The following is a 21,295-nucleotide window of genomic DNA, read 5'->3' on the forward strand; positions in this document are numbered from 1 at the left end:
TTAATCTGGTAAGACTCCTTATAGACGATAAGGTTGATAGGCTGGAAGTGGAAGCGTGGTGACATGTGAAGCGGACCAGTACTAATAAGTCGAGGGCTTAACTTAAGCACTCTTAAGATGATTCTTGTTTCTGTATAGTTTTGAGAGTACATTATGAAATGTATTTTCTAATTGTATATCCGGTGACGTTAGCTATGTGGTCCCACCTGTTCCCATTCCGAACACAGTAGTTAAGCACATAAACGCCGAAAGTACTTGGCTGGAGACGGCCTGGGAGGATAGGAAGTTGCCGGTTACATTCCTCGATAGTTCAGCCGGTAGAACGACGGACTGTTAATCCGTATGTCGTAGGTTCGAGTCCTACTCGAGGAGCCATTTTACCCCTGGGGTGATTGGGGTATAGCCAAGTTGGTTAAGGCACGGGACTTTGACTCCCGCACTCGTTGGTTCGAGTCCAACTACCCCAGCCAAAACGGTTCACTAGCTCAGTTGGCAGAGCACCTGACTTTTAATCAGGGTGTCCCGGGTTCAAATCCCGGGTGAGCCACCATGAGTTCTGTTTTGGAAATTAATATTATGACTCACTAGCTCAACTGGTAGAGCATCTGACTCTTAATCAGCAGGTTCGGGGTTCGAGTCCCCGGTGGGTCACCATTTATATGGGCGCTTAGCTCAGCTGGGAGAGCGTCTGCCTTACAAGCAGAATGTCAGCGGTTCGATCCCGTTAGCGCCCACCATTATTATGGCCCGGTAGTTTAGTTGGTTAGAATGCCGCCCTGTCACGGCGGAGGTCAGGGGTTCAAGTCCCCTTCGGGTCGCCATTATGCCTCGGTAGCTCAGTTGGTAGAGCAGGGGACTGAAAATCCCCGTGTCAGTGGTTCGATTCCGCTCTGAGGCACCATTTTTTATGCTGGTGTAGCTCAATAGGTAGAGCAGCTGACTTGTAATCAGCAGGTTGGGGGTTCAATTCCTCTCGCCAGCTCCATTGATACTTACGCGGGTGTAGCTCAATGGTAGAGCCCCAGCCTTCCAAGCTGGTCACGTGGGTTCGATTCCCATCACCCGCTCCATATAAAGTCTTTTTGCCGGGGTGGCGGAACTGGCAGACGCACGGGACTTAAAATCCCGCGGTAGGAGACTACCGTACCGGTTCGATTCCGGTCCTCGGCACCACTAAAAAAAGAACTTGCTTCATATAATTGAATATGATATAATACTTGTTGTTATGCGGCCGTGGCGAAACGGCAGACGCGCTAGCTTCAGGCGCTAGTGGGGGTTGACCCCGTGGTGGTTCAAATCCACTCGGCCGCACCATATATACTTTGTATTGTGTAACATGCGGTTGTGGCGGAATAGGCAGACGCGCTACTTTGAGGGGGTAGTGATCACAAGTCGTGTGGGTTCAAGTCCCACCAACCGCACCATTTTATTTTACCGAGTTTTGCTCGGTTTTTTTAGTTTAAATAGAGGATTTTTACTTTTGGTGGAGAAGTATAATCGTACTAAGAGTGAATTTTTTGTTTAACTTTTTTATAATCTTATTGGAGGGATTTTATGGCGCATTTTAAACAAGATTCCAGTGTTAAGACAAAATTAATGCTGGTAAGTGGCGTGACTATCTTCGTAGCCATGCTGGCTATGGGTATTATTCTCAATGGAATAATTACCAACAATCAGAGAGAGTCATTCCATGAAGAGACAAATCTTCAGGCAGTTCAGGTGGATAATACTATGAACATTTTCCTGGAGGAGCTTCGTGCCGGTTTGGTTAACATGTCCAATGATCCTATTTTGCGTCAGGGCGGTAATATTACTGTATACAGTGACGGTGAAGTGGATGCCAAGGGCATGATTGCCATGGACCCTGCTGCCAAGGGCGGCTATGAGTTGGCTGCCTATGACATTTTCCAGCGCTTTGCTGAAGCAAACAAGGGGTCTGTTTCTGTAGTAAGTCTTGGTACTACCGATGGTGGTTTTCTTCAGTATCCTGTTGTAAAGCGTAAGAAGGGGTATGATTCCCGTACCCGTGACTGGTACAAAAATAGTATGGCAGCAAAGGATAAGGTTCTTATCACTGCTCCGTTTATGACTTCCAAGGGTACTCCTACTATTGGTATTTTCCTGGTATTGAAGGATAACTCCAACAATCCATTGGGTGTTCTTGGTATTAACATTGATTTGCCGGTTATTACTGATATGATCAGTGAGATTAAGATTGGTGAAACCGGTTACATGGTAGTGGTTGATGCTGATGGTGTAATTTTCGCAGACCCTGCAAATCCTGACCTGAACTTTAAGAAGCTGGCTGAGGTTGAGGGTGATATGAGCAAGCTGGCCAACGAAAAGGCCGGTATGTTTGATCTGGAAATTGATGGTGTAAACAAGGTTGTTTCTGTTTATACTTCCGAGCAGACTGGTTATAAGTATTTGACCATTGTTGATGAAGCACAGCTTATGGTTCCGGTTAGCCACATGCGTATTACTCTGGCTATCGTGCTTATCGTAGCACTGGTTCTCGTACTTGGCCTGATTTACATGGTTTGCACCAAGCTCTTCAAGCCACTAAGCATTCTTGCCGGTGCATCTGAAGAGATTGCTGATGGTAACATCCGTCAGTTCCATCTTGATTATGAGGCTAATGATGAAATTGGCCGTCTCTGTAGTGCATTTATGCAGATGACTGAGCATCTCAAGAGTCTGCTTGAGCAGATTCAGACCAGTTCCCAGCAGGTATCTGCTGCTTCCCGTGACCTTTCTGATGGTTCCGACCAGTGTGCAGAGACTATCACACATGTGGCCGGCAAGGTTTCCGATATTGCCGGTGCTGCACAGCAGCAGAATGATACCATGATTCATGTTGTTGATCAGATCCGCAACATGACTGATAATGTTACTTCCATTGCTTCCAGTGCTGAGCGTATGAGCAAGGCATCTGCCAACGCAGGTGAGGCTGCCGGCAAGGGTGAGGCTTCCATTAAGCGTGCTGTCAGCCAGATGAATCAGATTTCTACCACTGTAGAACAGTCTGCTGGTGCAGTTGCAAATCTGGGTGTTCGTTCCCAGGAAATTGGCGAGATTATCAATACCATTTCCGGTATTGCTGATCAGACCAACCTGTTGGCTCTTAATGCAGCAATCGAGGCTGCAAGAGCTGGTGAGCATGGCCGCGGCTTCGCCGTTGTTGCTGATGAGGTTAGAAAGCTGGCTGAGCAGTCCTCCGAGGCTGCTGCAGAGGTTGCCTCCATTATTCAGGCTATTCAGAGTGAGACTCAGAAGGCCGTTAACAGCATGAAGGAAGGTACTGCAGCTGTTAAGACTGGTAGCGATGTAGTGGCTGAGGCTGGTACTCAGTTCCAGCAGATTGTTGATAACGTAAATGAGGTAGATGCCTTGATTAAGGAGGCTGCCCATGCGGCTAATGCAACTGCTGATTCCAGTATGGCTGTACTGAATTCTGCTGAGAATGTTGAGAAGGTTACCCAGACCGTGACTGCCAGCATCGATGCTATTTCCTCTGCTACTGAGGAACAGTCTGCTACTATGGAAGAGATTGCTGCTTCTACCCGCAATCTGTCCGATTTGGCTGACGAGCTTCAGAGAGAGCTTAAGAAATTCAGATTCTAATTCGAATGATTGTAACAAAATCCAGTGTCCTTCGGGGCACTGGATTTTTTAATGTTATTTCCATAAATCTGTGGTACAATACCATTACTTTTTTGAAATAATATTTATTGAGGTTTATTTATGTTGTTCTTTTTTTCTATACTTTTTATAATTCTTACAGCAATTATAATTATTACCCAAAAGGCATTGGGGCTTATTTTTTCCGGCAGTACCTTAAAGAAAGCCAGACGGATGCTTCTTTATGGGGATATTTTACTGGTGGCCGGCATGGTCTTAGGTTTTACCAAGCTCCATGGCATGGCTGCGGGGGGAATCATTTTACAGGCAGCGACCATGGTATTTATGGCTCAGATTGTGTATGATTGGCTGGCCCTAGGGTATGTAATTGTGCGCTTTCTGAAGAAAAAGCTGTTTGATGTGCCGGAGAATCCTCAGCGGCGGCAGTTTTTGAAGGGAGCAGCAGTTTTACCGGCGGTAGCAGTGGCAGTTTCCGCTTATGGGGGGCTGATCGAGCGTAATCAGACCGTAATTCGCCGCTATGATGTGCCTGTTGAGCATATTCCCGAGGATATAAGAGGCTTGTCCATTGCCCAGCTTAGTGATATTCATTTGGGCCCATTTATGGGCCTGGAGGAGCTGGATAACCTTTTAAAGCAGACCAGCGAGTTAGGCTGTGATATGCTGGCCATTACCGGTGACTTATTTGATGATAATAAAATCAATTATAAAGCTGCCAAGCTGGTGGACAGCTATGTGGACAGCTTCAAATATGGTATTTATTATTGCTGGGGCAATCATGAGCATATGCGGGGGCTTCCGGCCATTGATATAGCTATTGAGGGAGCCCGGATAAAGAAGCTGGTCAACAGCTTTGATAAGGTTGCAGGCAGTGAATTGCCGCTGTACATGGCTGGAGTGGATTATCCAATAAAACGGGACCAGTTCAGTTTTTTGCAGGACAGATACACTGAGCTGGCCTTGGAGGATATTCCGGAAAAATCAGTTAAAGTCTTGCTGGCCCATCATCCGGACTTTATTGATTCAGCGGCCAAATACAACACCAATCTGGTGCTGACGGGACACACCCATGGTGGCCAACTGGGCTTCTTTGGCATACCATTGGTGCCGCCAATTTTCAAATATTTAAGAGGAATGTATCATGTCGGGCATACCATGGGCTATGTTCATTCCGGCAACGGCAGCTGGTTCCCATTTAGGTTTGGCTGTCCACCGGAAATTGCCGTGTTTACCTTGACAGAAAAATAGCAACAAAAAAACGCCGCTTTATGCGGCGTTTTAAGTTCAAATGGCGGAGTGGGAGGGATTCGAACCCTCGCAGCCTTGCGACTCTAACGATTTAGCAAACCGTCCTCTTCAGCCTCTTGAGTACCACTCCATATATGGCGGAGAGGGTGGGATTCGAACCCACGGTGCCTTGCGACATCACTGGTTTTCAAGACCAGCTCCTTAAACCACTCGGACACCTCTCCATAGCATTGATTATTATAACAAAATGATTTTATCCATGTCAACAAAAAATGGCCCAAGGCCTTTTATTTTAGGCTGGTTTAAGGTAAAATGATATGAAGTATTTTGATTTAGGGAATGGTGAATAGTTGCAGAATATAGCAGAAGAAATTATTGAATTTGCTGACCGCGGCGAAGCCATGGCTTTGCTGGGGGAAAGAGATGAATATGTTCGTGTATTGATGGAGAACTTTGATGCCCGGTTTATCAGCCGCGGTGAGGTGCTGGAAATCAGCGGTGAAGCCTCCCAGGTGGAGCCGGCGGCGAAGATTGTCCGGGAGCTGCAATATTTGTTCCGTCAGGGCAATGCCATCACCATGCACGAGGTAAGATACAGTATTGGATTGGTGAAGGGCGGCAAGGGCGAAGCTCTCCACAGCCTGTTTGGTGATACTATTTTGGTTACTTCCAGGGGACGGCATGTGCGGCCAAAGACCTTGGGACAGCGGGTGTATGTGGATGCCATCAAGAAGAATTCCATTACCTTTGGAGTAGGTCCGGCAGGTACCGGCAAAACCTATCTGGCGGTGGTTTTGGCATGCGCGGCTCTTAGAAACCGTGAGGTGGAGCGGCTTATTCTTACCCGTCCGGCCGTTGAGGCAGGGGAGAAGCTGGGCTTTTTGCCGGGAGATTTGCAGGAAAAGGTTGACCCTTATCTAAGACCTCTTTATGATGCCCTGCAGGATATCTTGGGGCAGGACACCTATCAAAAGCTCATGACCAAAGGGGTTATTGAGATTGCTCCATTGGCATATATGCGTGGCCGTACTCTGGAAAATGCCTATGTTATTTTGGACGAGGCCCAGAATACCACAGCCAAACAGATGAAAATGTTTTTGACCCGTCTTGGCTTTGGCTCCAAGATGGTGGTGACCGGTGACCCGGGACAGATAGACCTGCCTCGCGGGGTTACCTCCGGTTTAATTGAAGCAACCAAGGTCCTTGAGAAGGTCAAGGGCATTGAAATAGTAAGAATGGAAGCCATGGATGTTATCAGACATGATGTAGTATCCAGAATAGTGGAGGCTTACGACCGTTATGAGGCCTCTCAGAGAGAAGACTGATAGGAGATTTTATAATGGATGTTATTATTAGCCTGGAGCCGGAGGATTTACAGCTGGAGCCGGAGGTAGAGGAAATTGTTCGCCATGCAGCCGAGGTTACGGGACCTCTTTATGGTGTGGAGAACGGCGAGGTAAGCATTACCCTGACCAACAATGAATATATTCACCAGCTCAATAACAAATATCGGGGATTGGACCGTCCTACAGATGTGCTGTCCTTTGCCTTTGCCGATAGTCAGGACCAGGAGCCGGAGATTGAGGGCGGCCTGGAAACTGAAATTTTGGGCGATATTATTATTTCCGTGGACAAAGCCAAGGAGCAGGCCAAGGAATATGGCCACAGCCTGAAGCGGGAGCTGTCCTTCCTTACGGTTCATGGTATGCTGCACCTTATGGGCTATGACCACATGGACGAGGAAGAACGGCTGGAAATGGAAGAGGAGCAGCGCTATGTTATGAACCAGCTGGGCATTACCCGTGAGGGGGATGACCAGGATATGCAGCTGCCGTTGGCGCAGGCTCCTGATGTGGTACAGAGCAAGGGCGTAGAAATTGATATAAATTCTATTCCGAAAAATGAGCCTAAGAAGCTGCCGAAGGATTATAAGTCCGGGTTTGTGGCTGTAATTGGCCGTCCTAATGTGGGTAAGTCTACTTTGATTAACAGCCTTATTGGCCAGAAAATTGCTATCATGTCCGATAAGCCCCAGACCACCCGCAACCGAATCATGTGTGTGTTGACCAAGCCGGATGTGCAGATGGTATTTTTGGATACTCCGGGTATTCATAAGCCAATCGACAAGTTGGGCGAGTATATGGTTAAGGCTGCTGAGGGTACCTTGCAGGAGGTTGATGCCATTATATTTGTGGTGGATGCCAACGAAAAGTTTGGCCCTGGTGAGCATTATATTTTGGAGCGTTTGAAAGCTACCAAAAAACCGGTGGTATTGGCCATCAATAAGGTAGATTTACTGGAGGACAAGGAAGCTCTGCTGCCAATCATCACCAACTACAATGGCAAGTATGATTTTGCGGCTACAGTGCCAATTTCTGCATTGGAGGAAAATAATCTGGAGGGCCTGCTGGAAGAGGTCAAGAAGTATCTGCCAAAGGGGCCTCAGTATTACCCTGAGGATATGGTGACTGACCAGCCGGAACGCCTTATTATTGCGGAAATGGTCCGGGAAAAGGTGCTGCACCTGACCCGGGATGAGGTTCCTCATTCCATTGCCGTTGATGTGGATGAAATGAAGGTCCGGGATAACGGTGATAACTACGTTCGTGTAACCATTTATGTGGAAAGGGATTCTCAGAAGGGAATTATCATCGGCAAGAAGGGCGCTATGCTGAAGGAAATCGGAGCCCAGGCCCGTCAGGATGTTCAGATGCTCTTAGGGGGCAAGGTATTCCTGGATCTCTGGGTAAAGGTTAAGAAGGACTGGCGCAACCGGGATAATATCCTTAAGGGATTTGGTTTTGAATAATGGCACAGTATCAGACGGAAGCCCTGGTGCTGGGGGTAAAGAACTGGGGCGAAGCAGATAAAATAATAACCCTGTTGTCCCGGGAGCATGGGAAAATAACGGCTACGGCCTTTGGCTGCCGCCGCCCGAAAAGTCCCCTGGCCGGCCCCTTGCAGATGTTCAATGAAGTGGACATTCAGCTGACCAAGGGGAACCGTTTGGATACGGTACGTCAGGCGTCCCTCAAGCAGGCCAACAAGAATATGAGCACGGATTTTTCGGCCATGGCCTATGGAGCCTTTGTGGCGGAGCTGGCTACCAATCTGTCGGTGGAAGGGTTCCCACAGGCTGATATGTACGATAAGCTGTTGGAAGTGTTTGCTGCCTTTGGCAGCCGCAATCCACGGATTGCAGCTTTGGCAGCGGCCTTTCAGATTTTGGAATTTTCCGGAATGCAGCTTTCCTACGAGCGTTGCATCAGGAGTAATCTGGAAATAGAGGGCGATGCCTATTTTTCCATAAATGATGGTGGGGCCATATCTCCTGCTCTGGTACAGTCGGAGGATAAGGGACTTATGGAATATCCTGAGGCCCTGCGGGTGTTTATTGGCCAGCTGCTGCAGCTTGATTGGCTGGAAAAGCCTGCCTTTAAGGTTAATGGCAGGATAATGGTACAGGCAGAATCCCTGTTATTGGGATATCTGTATCACATTTTTGGCAAGCCAATGAAATCTTTGCAGTTTATTCAGCAGGTGGGATAAAAGTGAAAAATAAAAGTCTGGGATAATGTTAGACATTTCCCAGACTTTTTTGTTGTCAGTATTTACTTGCCGAAATAGCGTTTCAGCAGACCTTCAAAGCCCTTGCAGTGACGTGCCTCGTCCTTGCACATTTCATGCACGGTATCGTGAATGGCGTCCAGATTCAGCTTCTTGGCATGAACTGCCAGCTTTTTCTTGCCCTCGCAGGCACCAAATTCAGCGTCTACACGCATCTTCAGGTTCTTTTCGGTGCTGTCTGTAAGGATTTCTCCCAAGAGCTCAGCAAACTTGGCGGCGTGTTCAGCTTCTTCCCAAGCATAACGCTTGAAGGCTTCAGCTATTTCAGGATAACCTTCCCGGTCTGCTACCCGGCTCATGGCCAGATACATACCTACCTCGGTGCACTCTCCGCTGAAGTTCTTTTGTAAGCCTTCTACGATTTCGGAGTCAACACCCTGGGCAACACCCAGCTTGTGTTCATCTGCCAATTGCTGCTCACCCTCAGCTACCTTGTTGAATTTTTCCGAACCAACATGGCAGATAGGGCACTCATCTGGTGGAGCATCGCCCTCATGGACATAACCGCAAACACTGCAAACATATTTAGCCATACTATTCCTCCTTTAAAAATAATACACACAAAGGATTTCTTACCTATAAGTATATATGAAAAATTCCAAAAATAAAGAATATTTTATTGAAAAAATGGGATATTAATGGTAATATTTGCAACTATTTCCATAGAACAATAGATTAATTGTAGTTACCGCATAAATATGATAAAATTGCTTGTTAGTATAGTTATATAGAAGAAAACATAGTTATGAATTCCAGGAGAATAATATGTTTGAGATAATTTCAAAATCCCCGGAGGAAACGGCGGCCTTAGGTGAAAAAATCGGCAGGATGTTTTCTGCCGGAACTGTGATTTGCTTATATGGTGATTTGGGGGCGGGGAAAACCCTCTTTGTGCAGAATCTGGCCAAAGGTCTGGGCATTGATGAGGATGTGACCAGCCCTACCTTTAATATAATGAATGTTTACGAGGGGCGTATGCCTCTCTATCATTTCGATTTGTATCGTCTGGAGCAGGAGTACGAGCTGGAGGATATTGGCTTTTACGATTATGTGGATGATCCAGATGGTATAGTGGTCATCGAGTGGGCGGATAAGTTTGCAGACTGTCTGCCTGATGATTTTCTGCTGCTGACCATCGAAAGAACAGATGCAGATGAGAATCAGCGTCGCCTTGCCTTTGATTTGCGGGGTGAGGTTTATACCGACATTTTCCAGGAGGTGGAAAAACTGTGCCAATCCTAGCAATGGATACTGCTACCATGGTTTCCAGCGTGGCAGTTGCTGACAATAAAAAATTACTGGCGGAATTAATCGTCGAAAATAAGCTGACCCATTCGGAGACTCTGCTGCCCCATGTGGAGCAGGTGCTGAACATGGCGGGAGTAAAGAAGGATGCTCTGGAGGCTGTGGCCGTAAGTGTGGGACCTGGTTCCTTTACCGGACTGCGTATTGGTCTGGCGGCAGCTAAGGCTATTGCCTATGGGTTAAATATTCCCATTATTGGTATTCCTACCATGGAGGGGCTGGCCTGGCACTATCCGGTGCCTGGTATTACAGTGGCTGGCTTTATTGATGCCCAGAAGGGTAATGTGTATACGGCGCACTATCGCTGGAATGGTGATAATTTCGATGAAGTTAAGGCCATTGAGGTGCTTTCACTGGACGATGCTATCAATATTTGCCGTGAAATTTACGGCCCTGTGATGGCTGTAGGCGATATGGTGGCCAAGAAAATGACAAAAATGGAGTCTTTGCCGGAAAATCTCATTATTCCACCAAAGCATGTGCTGATGCCAAGAGCAGCCAATATTGCCATGGCTGGCTTAAAGAAGCTGGCGGCAGGTCAGGTGGATTCCGTTATGGATATGGAACCTATATACATTAGAAAGTCAGAGGCTGAGGTACTGTGGGAAAAGCGGCAGGCCAAGCTTAAGCAGGAGGCCCAATGATTACCTTTCGTAAGATGGTGCCGGAGGATTCTGATGCCGTGGCGGAGGTGGAAAAGCAGTGCTTTGCTACTCCGTGGTCCCGGGAATCCTTTTGGCGGGACGCTTCCAGCAGTGATACCTACTATTTGCTGGCTCTGGATGAGGAGGCAGATAATCTTGTAATCGGCTATGTGGGTTGCTGGATTTTGGCCTATGAGGGCAGTATTACCAATGTAGCCATTGCACCGGCTTATCGTCGTCAGGGTATTGGGCGGCAGATGCTGTTAAAGCTGATTGAGGAAGTAAAGGAGCGTGGCGTAACGGCCCTAACCCTGGAGGCCAGGGTATCCAATATTCCTGCTATAAAATTGTATGAAGGCCTGGGCTTTAAAAGTGTGGGGCAGAGGCCAAAATATTATACAAATCCGGTGGAAGACGCGGAAATTATGTGGAATACCAAGCTGTAAGGGGTCTGGTATTTGCTGATGGAGAACATTATGGATAAGGTTAATAAGGATAAAGACAAGATTATTACTCTGGCAGTGGAATCAAGCTGTGATGAGACTTCGGTGGCTGTCCTGCGGGGCGGCCGTACTGTGCTGTCCAATATCATCGCCACCCAGATTCCCATTCACAGGAAATTTGGCGGGGTAGTGCCGGAAATCGCTTCCCGCAAGCATATTGTCAATGTGATGCCGGTTATAGATGAGGCCTTGGAAAAGGCTGGAGTTACCCTGCAGGATATTGACCAGGTGGCGGTAACCTACGGCCCGGGGCTGGTGGGAGCTTTATTGGTAGGCGTGTCTGCAGCCAAGGCTCTGGCCTTTACTTTGGGAGTACCTCTTATTGGGGTTAATCATCTGGAGGGGCATATTTTTGCCAATTTCCTCAGTGCTCCTGAGTTAAAGCCTCCATTTATGGCCCTGGTGGTATCCGGCGGTCATACTTCCCTGGTTCACGTGAAGGATTATAATTCCTTTAGCCTTATGGGGCAGACCAGGGATGACGCGGCGGGCGAAGCCTTTGATAAGGTGGCCAGAGTTATGGGGCTGCCATACCCTGGTGGTCCTCAGATAGACAAGCTGGCCCAGGAGGGTGATCCTATGGCCATAGATTTCCCACGGGCATTGCAGGAAAAGGGAAATTATGAGTTCAGCTTCAGCGGCCTGAAATCTGCGGTGCTGAACTATCTCAACAGCATGAAGCTGAAGGGCATTGAGGTGAACAAGGCTGATGTGGCTGCCTCCTTCCAGCACACGGTTATTGAGGTGCTGCTGGCCAAGGCCTTGGATGCAGTTAAGGAAACCGGTTGTGACACCCTGGTATTGGCTGGCGGTGTGGCGGCCAACAGCTCTTTGGAAAAACGCCTGCGGGAGGTTACCGCCAAGAATAATATTAAATTCTACTTCCCGGATAAGATTCTCTGTACCGATAATGCGGCCATGATAGGTTGCAGGGGCTATTATCAGTCACTGGCGGGGAATTATTCTGATTTGTATCTTAATGCAGTGCCGGGACTGGCTTTGCAGGATTTATAAAATATTGATTACGGCACTGTGAGGAGTTTTCTTTTATGAACCATCGGGAAAGCGACACTTTAATATATCGGCAGCATACGGATCTGACGGCGGTACAGATTGAGCAGCTACGGCGCATGAGCAGCTGCTTCGGCTTTATCGCTGACTTTGCCCATGCTCATCTTTTATTGTATGTAAAGACTAAAGAGCCTGACCAATACATGGTTATGAAGCACCATAAGCCTCATACCTTCTATAGCCAGGTGGAGCTGCCAAAGGTGGGGAGTGTTGTGCCGGCCCAGATGGAGCCCTTGGTAGCATACGTTTTTGAGAAGGAAAAGTCCATTCATGGCCGTCGGGAATGGCGGCTGGGCATGACCCTGGATATGTACGCTTATCCTATAAAAGAGGGCAATGAAATAATCGGCGTGGTAACATTGGAGACCAGCAAGGAATATGCCTCCGGCAGCAATTACTATCAGCTGCTGGATACGGCGGAGCTTCTTATGCACCATGCCAAGCGGAACATCGATACCGAAAAGTTTGCCCCGATTTTTGCGGGGACCGGCGTGGTCATTTCTGACAAGAATAACCGCATTACTTATGTAAATCTGTCGGCCAAGCGAATTTACCGTGCCTTGGGCATTAACCATCTGCTGGGTGCCAGGCTGCCGGACCGGGAAATCAGTGCCATGCTTCATCGGGAAACCATTGACAGCAGTCGTCCCTTTGAAAAGGAAATTCAAATAGGGGACATGATACTGCTGCAGCGGGATATCAAGCTGGAGGAAGCAGGGGTCATGCAGCGGCGGATTTTGCTGTTGGCTGATGTGACGGAGGTCCGCAAAAAGGAGCGGGAAATCAAGATTAAAACCGCGGTGATTCAGGAAATCCATCATCGGGTAAAAAATAATTTGCAGACCATTGCCAGCCTGTTACGGCTTCAGGGGCGGCGTTCCAATTCCCCGGAGGTCAAGTCAGCATTGCAGGAAAGTACCAACCGTATATTGAGTATTGCGGTGGTTCATGAATTCCTTAGTCAGCATGACAAGGAAGAGATAAATGTAATAGAAGTCACACGTAATATCTTGGAGCGGGTGGCTCCCAATATGGTGGCCTCAGATTTTCAGCTCACCAGCAAAATTGAGGGGCCGGAGGTGGTACTGCCATCGAAAAATGCCAGCAATTTGGCGGTTATTATCAACGAGCTGATCTTAAACTCCATTGAGCATGGCTTTGAGGGCCGGGACCACGGCATGATTGGACTCAGGACTGCCATTGAGGAGGATGGCTATCGCATAGAGCTGTATGATGATGGTATTGGGGTGCCGGAGGATTTTGATATGGAAAAATCCAAATCCCTGGGACTGCAGATAATAAAAACGCTGGTAAATGATGATATTGGTGGACGCTTTGAAATAACCAATGACAATGGTGCCCACTGTGTACTGCATATACCAAAAGGCTAGTATGGGAGGAGAGCAAGTATGAATCCCTTGAGAATTGTTATTGCTGATGATGAGACTTTAATTCGCATGGACATGCGGGAGCTGCTGGAGGAAGCCGGTCATGAGGTGGTGGGGGAAGCACCGAACGGCCGCAAGGCGGTTGAGCTGGCCAAGAAGCTGAAGCCTGACCTGTGTATCTTTGATGTAAAGATGCCGGAAATGGACGGCATTGAGGCGGCCAAGATAGTGTGGAAGGAAAAAATTGCCCCAGTGGTGCTATTGACGGCATTTAGTCAGCCGGAAATCGTAAAACGGGCCACTGATGCCGGTGTCCAGGCCTATCTGGTAAAGCCGGTGCAGGAAGCTAATCTTTTTCCCGCCATTGAGGTGGCCATGTCCCGCTATCAGGATATGCAGGGGCTTGAGGATGAACTCTTTAAGGTAAAGGATACCCTGGAAATGCGGAAGCTGCTGGACCGTGCCAAGGGCATACTTATGGATGCCCACAACATCAGCGAAAGTCAGGCCTTCTCCCGTATCCAGAAATACAGTATGGCGAAACGAAAGACCATAAAGGAAGTGGCCGAGGCCATTATCCGTGCCGCCACGAAATAAGTAGCAGGACCATTTAAGGTCCTGCTTTTTGTTTTTTTGACTTTTTTCTTGCTTTTTTGTCCAAAAGGATTTATCATAATACTCGGAGTTAGCACTCAGTTATATGGAGTGCTAACAATATAGTTTACAAACTATCTTTTAGGAGGCAGATAAATATGATTAGACCATTAGGTGACAGAGTTGTTATCGAAGTAGCTGAGGCTGAGACCAAGACTGCCAGCGGCATTATCCTGGCAGATACTGCAAAGGAAAAGCCTATGAAGGGCAAGGTTATTGCAGCAGGCCCAGGCAGCATCGATAAGGACGGCAACCGCATTGCTATGGAGGTAAAGCCTGGTGACAGCGTTCTCTACTCCAAGTATGCCGGTACTGAGGTTAAGATTGATGGCAATGATTACCTCATCATGCGTCAGAGCGATATTCTCGGTGTAATTGAGTAATCGCATTTTTTGGTTTATCATTTTCGATTAATATAATTGGAGGCATATAAAATGGCAAAGCAGATTTTATTTGATGAAGAAGCTCGTCGTGCTCTTGAAAAGGGCGTTGATGCATTGGCAAATGCAGTAAAGGTTACCCTTGGTCCAAAGGGCCGCAATGTAGTTCTTGATAAGAAGTTTGGTGCACCTACCATTACCAACGACGGTGTTACCATTGCCCGTGACATTGAGCTGGAGGATCCATTTGAGAATATGGGTGCTCAGCTGGTTCGTCAGGTTGCTACCAAGACCAACGATATTGCCGGTGACGGTACTACCACTGCAACCCTGCTGGCTCAGGCTATGATTCATGAGGGTATGCGTAACGTAGCCGCCGGTGCAAACCCAATGGTTCTGAAGAAGGGTATTGAAAAGGCTGTTAAGACCCTGGTAGCTGAGCTCAAGAAGGTTTCCAAGCCAGTAGAGTCCCAGAAGGCTATTGCCCAGGTTGCTACTGTTTCCTCCGCTGATGAGGAAATCGGCCAGTACATTGCTGACGCTATGGAAAAGGTTGGCAAGGAAGGCGTTATCACTGTTGAGGAATCCAAGGGTATGGAGACCAGCCTTTCTGTTGTAGAGGGTATGCAGTTCGACCGTGGCTACATCTCCCCTTACATGGTTACTGACACTGACAAGATGGAAGCTGTTATGAACGATCCTTTCATCCTGATTACTGATAAGAAGATTTCCACTGTTAACGACATTCTCCCAATTCTTGAGCAGGTTGTTAAGATGGGCAAGGAGCTGGTTATCATCGCTGAGGATCTGGACGGCGAGGCTCTTGCTACCATCGTTGTAAACAAGCTCCGTGGTACCTTCAAGGCTCTGGCTGTAAAGGCTCCTGGCTTTGGCGACCGTCGCAAGGCTATGCTGGAGGATATCGCAATCCTCACCGGTGGTCAGCTGATTTCTGAGGAGCTGGGCCGCAAGCTGGACAGCGTAACTCTTGAGGATCTCGGTCATGCCCGTCAGGTTCATTCCTCCAAGGAGAACACCACCATCGTTGATGGTATGGGAGACAAGGAGGCTATCGCTTCCCGTATCGAGCAGATTAAGAAGCAGATTGCTGACACTACCTCCGACTTCGACAAGGAGAAGCTCCAGGAGCGTTTGGCTAAGCTCTCCGGCGGTGTAGCTGTTATCGAAATCGGTGCTGCTACTGAGGTAGAGATGAAGGACAAGAAGCTCCGCGTTGAGGATGCTCTCCATGCTACCCGTGCTGCTGTTGAGGAAGGTATCGTAGCTGGTGGTGGTACTACCTTTATCGATATTCTCCCAGCTCTGGATGCTCTGGAGGCAGAGGGCGATGTTAAGACTGGTATCAACATTGTACGTCGTGCTGTTGAGGAGCCAGTTCGCCAGATTGCCAACAACGCAGGCCTGGAGGGTTCTGTAGTAGTTGCTGAGGTTAAGAACAGCGCTGTAGGTGTTGGTTTCGATGCTTACAAGGGTGAGTATGTTGACATGATTGCCAACGGTATCGTTGACCCTGCCAAGGTTACCCGTTCTGCGCTGCAGAATGCTGCTTCTATCGCTGCTATGGTTCTCACTACTGAGACCCTGGTTGCTGATAAGCCAGCTCCTGAGGGTGCTGCAAATCCAATGGGTGGTGCCGGCGCAATGGGCGGCATGCCTGGCATGATGTAAAAAGTCGGAGCATATCCATATAGTGAACGCTCGCGCTCTGTATTTTACGTAGTGGACACTAAGCTCATGCAGCGCTTTCAGCCTGCATTCACTAAGTGCCAACGTAAAAAAGGCCACTATATGGATACACTCCTCCTAGGTGTCTGTATACTTTATATAGTACTTGACTTGGATATATTAATAGTCTATAATACGTACCGTGATTTTGGCTTTCGGGTCAAAATCACGGTAATATTATTTTTGAAGTCACTATGTTCATATTATTGAAAGGACTTTACGTTCTAGCGCATGGCCTTGCTGCTTGTGCAGTGAGGTGACGAGGAAGAGGTTGTCGATTTATCAGCGGATGCCTCTCGGCTTGCCGGTCGTTAGAATGCTGTTAAAACTGTCGGGTAACTGGCAGGACAGAGCGGCATTTGGGGCAGGACATGGGACTTCCAGTTATTTTTGGAGGTTTTTATTATGTGTGGTATCGTTGGTTACATTGGTAGCAAGCAGGCTACCCCATTCCTCATTGAGGGCCTGACCAAGCTGGAGTATCGTGGCTATGACTCTGCTGGTATTGCAGTTCTCAATGATGAGAAGATTCGCGTTGAAAAGTCTGTAGGCCGTCTGGCTGCCCTTGAGGAGAAGATTGAGGGCAATGTGCCACAGGGCAGCATTGGTATCGGCCACACCCGTTGGGCAACCCATGGCCGTCCATCTGACAACAACTCCCATCCTCATACTGATTGTCATGGTGATTTTGCGGTAGTACATAACGGTATTATCGAGAACTACATGACTCTCAAGGAAGAGTTGATGGCAAAGGGCCACAAGTTCCTGTCTGATACTGATACCGAGGTTTTGCCTCATCTTTTGGAAGAAGTATACAACGGCGATTTCGAGGCGTCTGTCCGTGAGGTTATCAAGCGTATTGAGGGTTCCTATGCCATCGTATTCATGAGCAAGAATGACCCTGATAAGCTGATTTGCACCAAGCAGGACAACCCTATGGTTATCGGTCTTGGTGATGATGAAAACTTCATTGCTTCCGATATTCCTGCTATTATTTCCCGTACCCGCCGTACTTACATCGTTAATGACGGTGAGGTAGCAGTTGTCAAGAAGGATTCCGTATGGATTACCAACAGCCTGGGCGAGCCTATTACCAAGAAGGTATTTGAGGTTAACTGGAATGCTGAGGCAGCTGAAAAGGGCGGCTATGAGCATTTCATGCTGAAGGAAATTCATGAGCAGCCAAAGGCAGTTCGTGACACCCTGGCTTCCCGTATTGCCAAGGATAATTCCGCTGTAGTTCTGGAGGAGCTCAGCTGGACTGAGGAATATGTAAATTCCTTCTCCAAGATTTTCATTGTTGCCTGTGGTACTGCATATCATGCAGGCCTGGTAGGCAAGTACTATATTGAGCGTTTGGCCCGTATTCCGGTTGAGGTGGATATTGCCTCCGAGTTCCGTTATCGTCAGCCAATCATTGACGACAATACCCTGTGCATCGTGGTAAGCCAGTCCGGTGAGACCAGTGATACCATGGCAGCCATGAAGGAAGCAAAGCGTCTTGGTGCCAAGACCCTGGCTGTAACCAATGTGGTTGGTTCTTCCATTGCCCGTGAGGCAGATCAGGTTATTTACACCATGGCTGGCCCTGAGATTGCTGTAGCCTCCACCAAGGCTTATACCACCCAGCTTATTGTTATGTTCCTGCTGGGTGCTTATATGGCAGGTCTCCGTGGCACTGTGGCTCCTCGCCGCATGAAGGAGCTTTTGGGCAAGCTGCGTGAAATTCCTTCCCAGATTGGCGAGACTCTGGAGGATGTGGAGCCTATTAAGGTATTTGCCAAGAAGTACGGCTTCAACACTGACGTATTCTTCATTGGCCGTGCCCTGGACTATGAGGTGGCTCTGGAGGGTTCCCTGAAGCTGAAGGAGATTTCCTACATTCACGCAGAGGCTTATGCCGCTGGCGAGCTGAAGCATGGTACTCTGGCTCTTATCACTACCGGCGTGCCTGTAGTGGCTCTGGCTACCCAGAAGAGCGTTTATGAGAAGACCCTCAGCAACATCAAGGAAGTTAAGGCCCGTGATGCAGTAGTTATCGGTATTGCGGCTGAAGGCGACACTGAGCTGAAGAAGTATGCGGATCATGTTATTTTCGTTCCAAATACCGATGAGCTGTTGATTCCACTTTTGGCAGTTCTGCCACTGCAGCTCCTCAGCTATTACACCGCCATTACCCGTGGTGCAGATGTTGATAAGCCGAGAAATCTGGCTAAATCTGTAACTGTAGAATAAGTTAAAATAGAGGACTGTCTTTGCTGAAAAGACAGTCCTTTTTTTGTTGACAAGGTGCATGGTTTGTACTAGTATAGTGACAATATCCTTTGAACCGACGGGATTTTCGTGGTTAAAAAAGGACAAATTTTTACAGAAAAGAAGGGATTAAGTTGGCATTCTATTTTGAAGAACCATCACACACTTTTGGCGAATATTTGTTAGTTCCTGGTTACTCTTCTGATAAGTGCATTCCGGCGAATGTTTCTCTGAAGACTCCTCTTGTTAAGTTCAAGAAGGGTGAAGAACCAAAGATTTCTATGAATATTCCAATGACCTCCGCTATCATGCAGTCCGTATCCAACGATACGCTGGCTATTGCTTTGGCTCGTGAGGGTGGCGTGTCATTCATCTATGGTTCTCAGACAATAGAAGAAGAGGCCGCTATGGTAGCAAAGGTAAAGAACTTCAAGTCCGGCTTTGTTCGCAGCGATTCCAATATTATGCCTTCCACTACCTTGGGTGAGATTCTGGCTCTGAAGGAAAAGACTGGCCATTCCACTATGGCAGTTACCGAGAACGGTGAGCCTACCGGCAAGCTGCTGGGTATCGTTACCAGCCGTGACTACCGTATCACCCGCATGACCATGGACACTCCGGCTTCTGAGTTCATGACTCCGTTTGACAAGCTGGTATATGCCGGTGCCAACACCACCCTGTCCGAGGCCAATGACCTTATTTGGGAACACAAGCTGAACATGCTGCCATTGGTAGATGCAAATCAGCGTCTCGTATATATGGTATTCCGCAAGGACTACACTGCCAATAAGGAGCATGAGCTGGAGCTCATCGATTCCAACAAGCGTTATGTCGTAGGTGCCGGTATCAATACCCGCGACTATGCTGAGCGCGTTCCTGCCCTGCTGAAGGCTGGTGCTGATGTACTGTGCATCGACTCCTCCGAGGGCTTCTCTGAGTGGCAGCGCATTACCCTGAAGTACATTCACGAGCATTTTGGTGAGGATGTAAAGGTTGGTGCCGGTAACGTAGTAGACCGTGATGGCTTCATGTTCCTGGCTGAGGCTGGTGCAGACTTCATCAAGGTTGGTATCGGTGGCGGTTCCATCTGTATCACCCGTGAGACCAAGGGTATCGGCCGTGGCCAGGCTACTGCTTTGATTGATGTATGCAAGGCCCGTGATGAGTATTATGAGAAGACCGGCGTGTACATTCCTGTATGCTCCGATGGTGGTATCGTTCATGACCATCACATGACCCTGGCTCTGGCCATGGGTGCTGACTTCATGATGCTGGGCAGATATTTCTCCCGCTTCGATGAGTCCCCAACTGACAGAATTAAGATTAATGGTACTTACTATAAGGAGTATTGGGGCGAGGGTTCCAACCGTGCCCGTAACTGGATGCGCTATGATCTGGGCGGCGCCAAGAAGCTGTCCTTCGAGGAGGGCGTTGACTCCTACGTTCCTTATGCCGGTTCCCTTCATGACAATGTTGGCGTAACCCTCAGCAAGATCCGTTCTACCATGTGCAACTGCGGTGCTTTGACTATTCCTGAGCTTCAGGAGAAGGCCCGCCTGACTCTGGTATCCTCTACTTCCATTGTAGAGGGTGGTTCCCACGACGTAATTCTGCGCGATCAGTTTACCCGTGCAAACGTATAAGAAGCAATATTAAGGGAAGGTACACACGGGGAACGCTCTCGCTCACTAGTTTACGTAGCGGTTACTAAGTTCATTCAGCGCTTTCGGCTTGAATTCACTAAGTACCGACGTAAACTACGTCCCCATGCTGCACCTTCCCTTCTATAACGAGCTTTAAGATGTCCCCCACCTCTTTAGGTGGGGGAAAACAAACTACAACAGCTGGCGAGCATATCTCCCAGCTCGTTGCGACACGAACGAAGTGAGTTAGTCCTTTAGGGAAACGCTAATTGGAAGATTTTTCTTCTAAAGAAGAAAAATTTGAATAATGGCGTTATAATCACGTAACTTATGATATATATTTTGGACTGTAACAGACGAGGTTGCAGTCCATTTTTATTGCCAGAAAAACACCGCGTAATTTCATAAAGTTTTCAAAATGTGATACTATTATAATTACAGTGAAGCAGTGGCTTCAGATACATTTTATGATAATTACAATGAGGTGAAATATATGCGGGTTTTATTGGCAGAAGATGATATGAAGTTGGGTAAGCTCACCCAGTACATGCTGGAGCAGGATGGCATCAGTACAGAGTGGGTTACCACCGGTGATATGATATATGAATGTGCCATGTATGAGGACTATGATGTGCTCATTTTGGACTGGATGATGCCTAAGGAGACGGGCGTGGATGCCTGCCGCCGTCTGCGGGCCGAGGGCTACCAGAAGGCTATACTTTTGCTGACAGCCCGTGACGCAGTGGAGGACCGGGTTACCGGCCTTGATGCCGGGGCAGATGACTATCTGGTGAAGCCATTTGAGTTCTCCGAGCTTATGGCCCGTCTGCGTGCTCTCAGCCGCCGCAGCAGCCAGAAGATTCAGCAGGATGTGGTGGAGCTGGGAGGCTTTACCCTTGACCGTACCTCCAAGCTGCTCTTGAAGGGTGAGCAGGAGATTCAGCTTTCCCCTAGAGAGTTTCAGATTTTCGACCTGCTGGTACAGAATATCGGCATAGTAGTGCCGAGAGAGATTATTCTGGACCGCATCTGGGGCATTGAGTCCGATGTCAGCTCCAATAATATTGATTCCTATGTAAAACTTATCCGCAAAAAGCTGGATACTGCCGACGGAAAGATTATGATTAGCACGATTAGAGGTGTTGGCTATAAACTGGAAACAAAATAGGTTAAAGTTTGGCGGACTCTTTT

The 21,295-nt window shown here is 48.0% G+C and carries 17 protein-coding genes, 14 tRNA genes, 2 rRNA genes and 1 pseudogene; 31 read left to right on the forward strand and 3 right to left on the reverse strand.

What is annotated here, in order from left to right; translation table 11 throughout:
• The 16 genes from D081_RS09360 to D081_RS09435 all read left to right on the forward strand — a co-directional run.
• Nucleotides 1–105 (forward strand): 23S ribosomal RNA (locus D081_RS09360); the annotation flags it as partial.
• 73 nt (nt 106–178) lie between these two features.
• Nucleotides 179–295, forward strand: a 5S ribosomal RNA gene (rrf, locus tag D081_RS09365).
• 4 nt (nt 296–299) lie between these two features.
• Nucleotides 300–375 (forward strand) — tRNA-Asn (locus D081_RS09370).
• 18 nt (nt 376–393) lie between these two features.
• Nucleotides 394–470, forward strand: a tRNA-Gln gene (locus D081_RS09375).
• A 4-nt stretch (nt 471–474) separates the two neighbouring features.
• Nucleotides 475–550 (forward strand) — tRNA-Lys (locus D081_RS09380).
• 28 nt (nt 551–578) lie between these two features.
• Nucleotides 579–654, forward strand: a tRNA-Lys gene (locus D081_RS09385).
• 7 nt (nt 655–661) lie between these two features.
• Nucleotides 662–737, forward strand: a tRNA-Val gene (locus D081_RS09390).
• Nucleotides 738–744: 7 nt separating this feature from the next.
• Nucleotides 745–821, forward strand: a tRNA-Asp gene (locus D081_RS09395).
• Nucleotides 822–825: 4 nt separating this feature from the next.
• Nucleotides 826–901 (forward strand) — tRNA-Phe (locus D081_RS09400).
• An 8-nt stretch (nt 902–909) separates the two neighbouring features.
• Nucleotides 910–985: transfer RNA gene (locus D081_RS09405), tRNA-Thr, on the forward strand.
• Nucleotides 986–996: 11 nt separating this feature from the next.
• Nucleotides 997–1,070, forward strand: a tRNA-Gly gene (locus D081_RS09410).
• 14 nt (nt 1,071–1,084) lie between these two features.
• Nucleotides 1,085–1,173: transfer RNA gene (locus tag D081_RS09415), tRNA-Leu, on the forward strand.
• A gap of 54 nt (nt 1,174–1,227) precedes the next feature.
• A tRNA-Leu gene (locus D081_RS09420) sits at nt 1,228–1,314 on the forward strand.
• Nucleotides 1,315–1,338: 24 nt separating this feature from the next.
• A tRNA-Leu gene (locus D081_RS09425) sits at nt 1,339–1,424 on the forward strand.
• Nucleotides 1,425–1,554: 130 nt separating this feature from the next.
• Entirely contained in the window at nt 1,555–3,624 is a 2,070-nt protein-coding gene (locus D081_RS09430; RefSeq protein WP_085023931.1) for a methyl-accepting chemotaxis protein, read from the forward strand.
• Between the two features lie 120 nt (nt 3,625–3,744).
• On the forward strand, nt 3,745–4,890 hold the full coding sequence (locus D081_RS09435) for a metallophosphoesterase (RefSeq protein WP_085023932.1): 1,146 nt from the start codon (nt 3,745–3,747) through the stop codon (nt 4,888–4,890).
• Nucleotides 4,891–4,931: 41 nt separating this feature from the next.
• Here D081_RS09435 and D081_RS09440 read toward each other — a convergent pair.
• Both D081_RS09440 and D081_RS09445 read right to left on the reverse strand, forming a co-directional pair.
• Nucleotides 4,932–5,020, reverse strand: a tRNA-Ser gene (locus tag D081_RS09440).
• Between the two features lie 5 nt (nt 5,021–5,025).
• Nucleotides 5,026–5,114: transfer RNA gene (locus D081_RS09445), tRNA-Ser, on the reverse strand.
• Between the two features lie 177 nt (nt 5,115–5,291).
• Between D081_RS09445 and D081_RS09450 the strand changes: the two genes are divergently transcribed.
• The 4 genes and pseudogenes from D081_RS09450 (at nt 5,292) to recO (ending at nt 8,439) form a co-directional block, all read left to right on the forward strand.
• The gene (locus D081_RS09450) at nt 5,292–6,215 is read left to right on the forward strand and encodes a PhoH family protein (protein ID WP_143272186.1); all 924 of its coding nucleotides are present in this window, start codon (nt 5,292–5,294) and stop codon (nt 6,213–6,215) included.
• A 14-nt stretch (nt 6,216–6,229) separates the two neighbouring features.
• Nucleotides 6,230–6,694, forward strand: a pseudogene (gene ybeY, locus D081_RS12835) (rRNA maturation RNase YbeY); the annotation flags it as partial.
• Nucleotides 6,695–6,805: 111 nt separating this feature from the next.
• Nucleotides 6,806–7,699 (forward strand): GTPase Era, encoded by an 894-nt coding sequence (gene era, locus D081_RS09455; RefSeq protein WP_233127471.1) that lies wholly within the window; start codon nt 6,806–6,808, stop codon nt 7,697–7,699.
• Nucleotides 7,699–8,439, forward strand: a complete 741-nt coding sequence (gene recO / locus D081_RS09460; RefSeq protein WP_085023934.1) for a DNA repair protein RecO — start codon at nt 7,699–7,701, stop codon at nt 8,437–8,439. Before era ends, recO begins: the two co-directional genes overlap by 1 nt.
• A gap of 62 nt (nt 8,440–8,501) precedes the next feature.
• On the opposite strand, the gene D081_RS09465 is transcribed toward recO, so the two are convergent.
• A complete protein-coding gene (locus tag D081_RS09465) occupies nt 8,502–9,050 on the reverse strand; it encodes an NADH peroxidase (RefSeq protein WP_085023935.1) in 549 nt (182 codons plus the stop codon).
• Between the two features lie 232 nt (nt 9,051–9,282).
• Between D081_RS09465 and tsaE the strand changes: the two genes are divergently transcribed.
• From tsaE to D081_RS09520, 11 genes are all read left to right on the forward strand, one after another.
• On the forward strand, nt 9,283–9,759 hold the full coding sequence (gene tsaE, locus D081_RS09470; protein ID WP_085023936.1) for a tRNA (adenosine(37)-N6)-threonylcarbamoyltransferase complex ATPase subunit type 1 TsaE: 477 nt from the start codon (nt 9,283–9,285) through the stop codon (nt 9,757–9,759).
• The gene (gene tsaB, locus D081_RS09475; RefSeq protein WP_085023937.1) at nt 9,747–10,466 is read left to right on the forward strand and encodes a tRNA (adenosine(37)-N6)-threonylcarbamoyltransferase complex dimerization subunit type 1 TsaB; all 720 of its coding nucleotides are present in this window, start codon (nt 9,747–9,749) and stop codon (nt 10,464–10,466) included. The genes tsaE and tsaB overlap by 13 nt, the downstream gene beginning before the upstream one ends.
• Entirely contained in the window at nt 10,463–10,912 is a 450-nt protein-coding gene (gene rimI / locus D081_RS09480) for a ribosomal protein S18-alanine N-acetyltransferase (RefSeq protein ID WP_085023938.1), read from the forward strand. The genes tsaB and rimI overlap by 4 nt, the downstream gene beginning before the upstream one ends.
• A 30-nt stretch (nt 10,913–10,942) precedes the next feature.
• Nucleotides 10,943–11,983: a tRNA (adenosine(37)-N6)-threonylcarbamoyltransferase complex transferase subunit TsaD gene (tsaD, locus tag D081_RS09485; RefSeq protein WP_085024004.1), complete on the forward strand. Its 1,041-nt coding sequence runs from the start codon at nt 10,943–10,945 to the stop codon at nt 11,981–11,983.
• Between the two features lie 35 nt (nt 11,984–12,018).
• Nucleotides 12,019–13,431, forward strand: a complete 1,413-nt coding sequence (locus tag D081_RS09490) for a sensor histidine kinase (protein ID WP_085023939.1) — start codon at nt 12,019–12,021, stop codon at nt 13,429–13,431.
• Between the two features lie 18 nt (nt 13,432–13,449).
• Entirely contained in the window at nt 13,450–14,025 is a 576-nt protein-coding gene (locus tag D081_RS09495) for an ANTAR domain-containing response regulator (protein ID WP_085023940.1), read from the forward strand.
• Nucleotides 14,026–14,180: 155 nt separating this feature from the next.
• Nucleotides 14,181–14,465 (forward strand): co-chaperone GroES, encoded by a 285-nt coding sequence (gene groES / locus D081_RS09500; protein WP_085023941.1) that lies wholly within the window; start codon nt 14,181–14,183, stop codon nt 14,463–14,465.
• A gap of 51 nt (nt 14,466–14,516) precedes the next feature.
• Nucleotides 14,517–16,151 (forward strand): chaperonin GroEL, encoded by a 1,635-nt coding sequence (groL, locus tag D081_RS09505; RefSeq protein WP_085023942.1) that lies wholly within the window; start codon nt 14,517–14,519, stop codon nt 16,149–16,151.
• Nucleotides 16,152–16,613: 462 nt separating this feature from the next.
• A complete protein-coding gene (gene glmS / locus D081_RS09510; RefSeq protein WP_085023943.1) occupies nt 16,614–18,443 on the forward strand; it encodes a glutamine--fructose-6-phosphate transaminase (isomerizing) in 1,830 nt (609 codons plus the stop codon).
• A 152-nt stretch (nt 18,444–18,595) separates the two neighbouring features.
• Nucleotides 18,596–20,104: an IMP dehydrogenase gene (locus D081_RS09515; protein WP_085023944.1), complete on the forward strand. Its 1,509-nt coding sequence runs from the start codon at nt 18,596–18,598 to the stop codon at nt 20,102–20,104.
• 493 nt (nt 20,105–20,597) lie between these two features.
• Nucleotides 20,598–21,272: a response regulator transcription factor gene (locus D081_RS09520; RefSeq protein ID WP_085023945.1), complete on the forward strand. Its 675-nt coding sequence runs from the start codon at nt 20,598–20,600 to the stop codon at nt 21,270–21,272.
• The last annotated feature ends 23 nt before the right edge of the window (nt 21,273–21,295 follow it).

The organism is Anaerovibrio sp. JC8 (genome assembly GCF_002100115.1).
In the GTDB taxonomy this organism is placed as follows: domain Bacteria; phylum Bacillota; class Negativicutes; order Selenomonadales; family Selenomonadaceae; genus Anaerovibrio.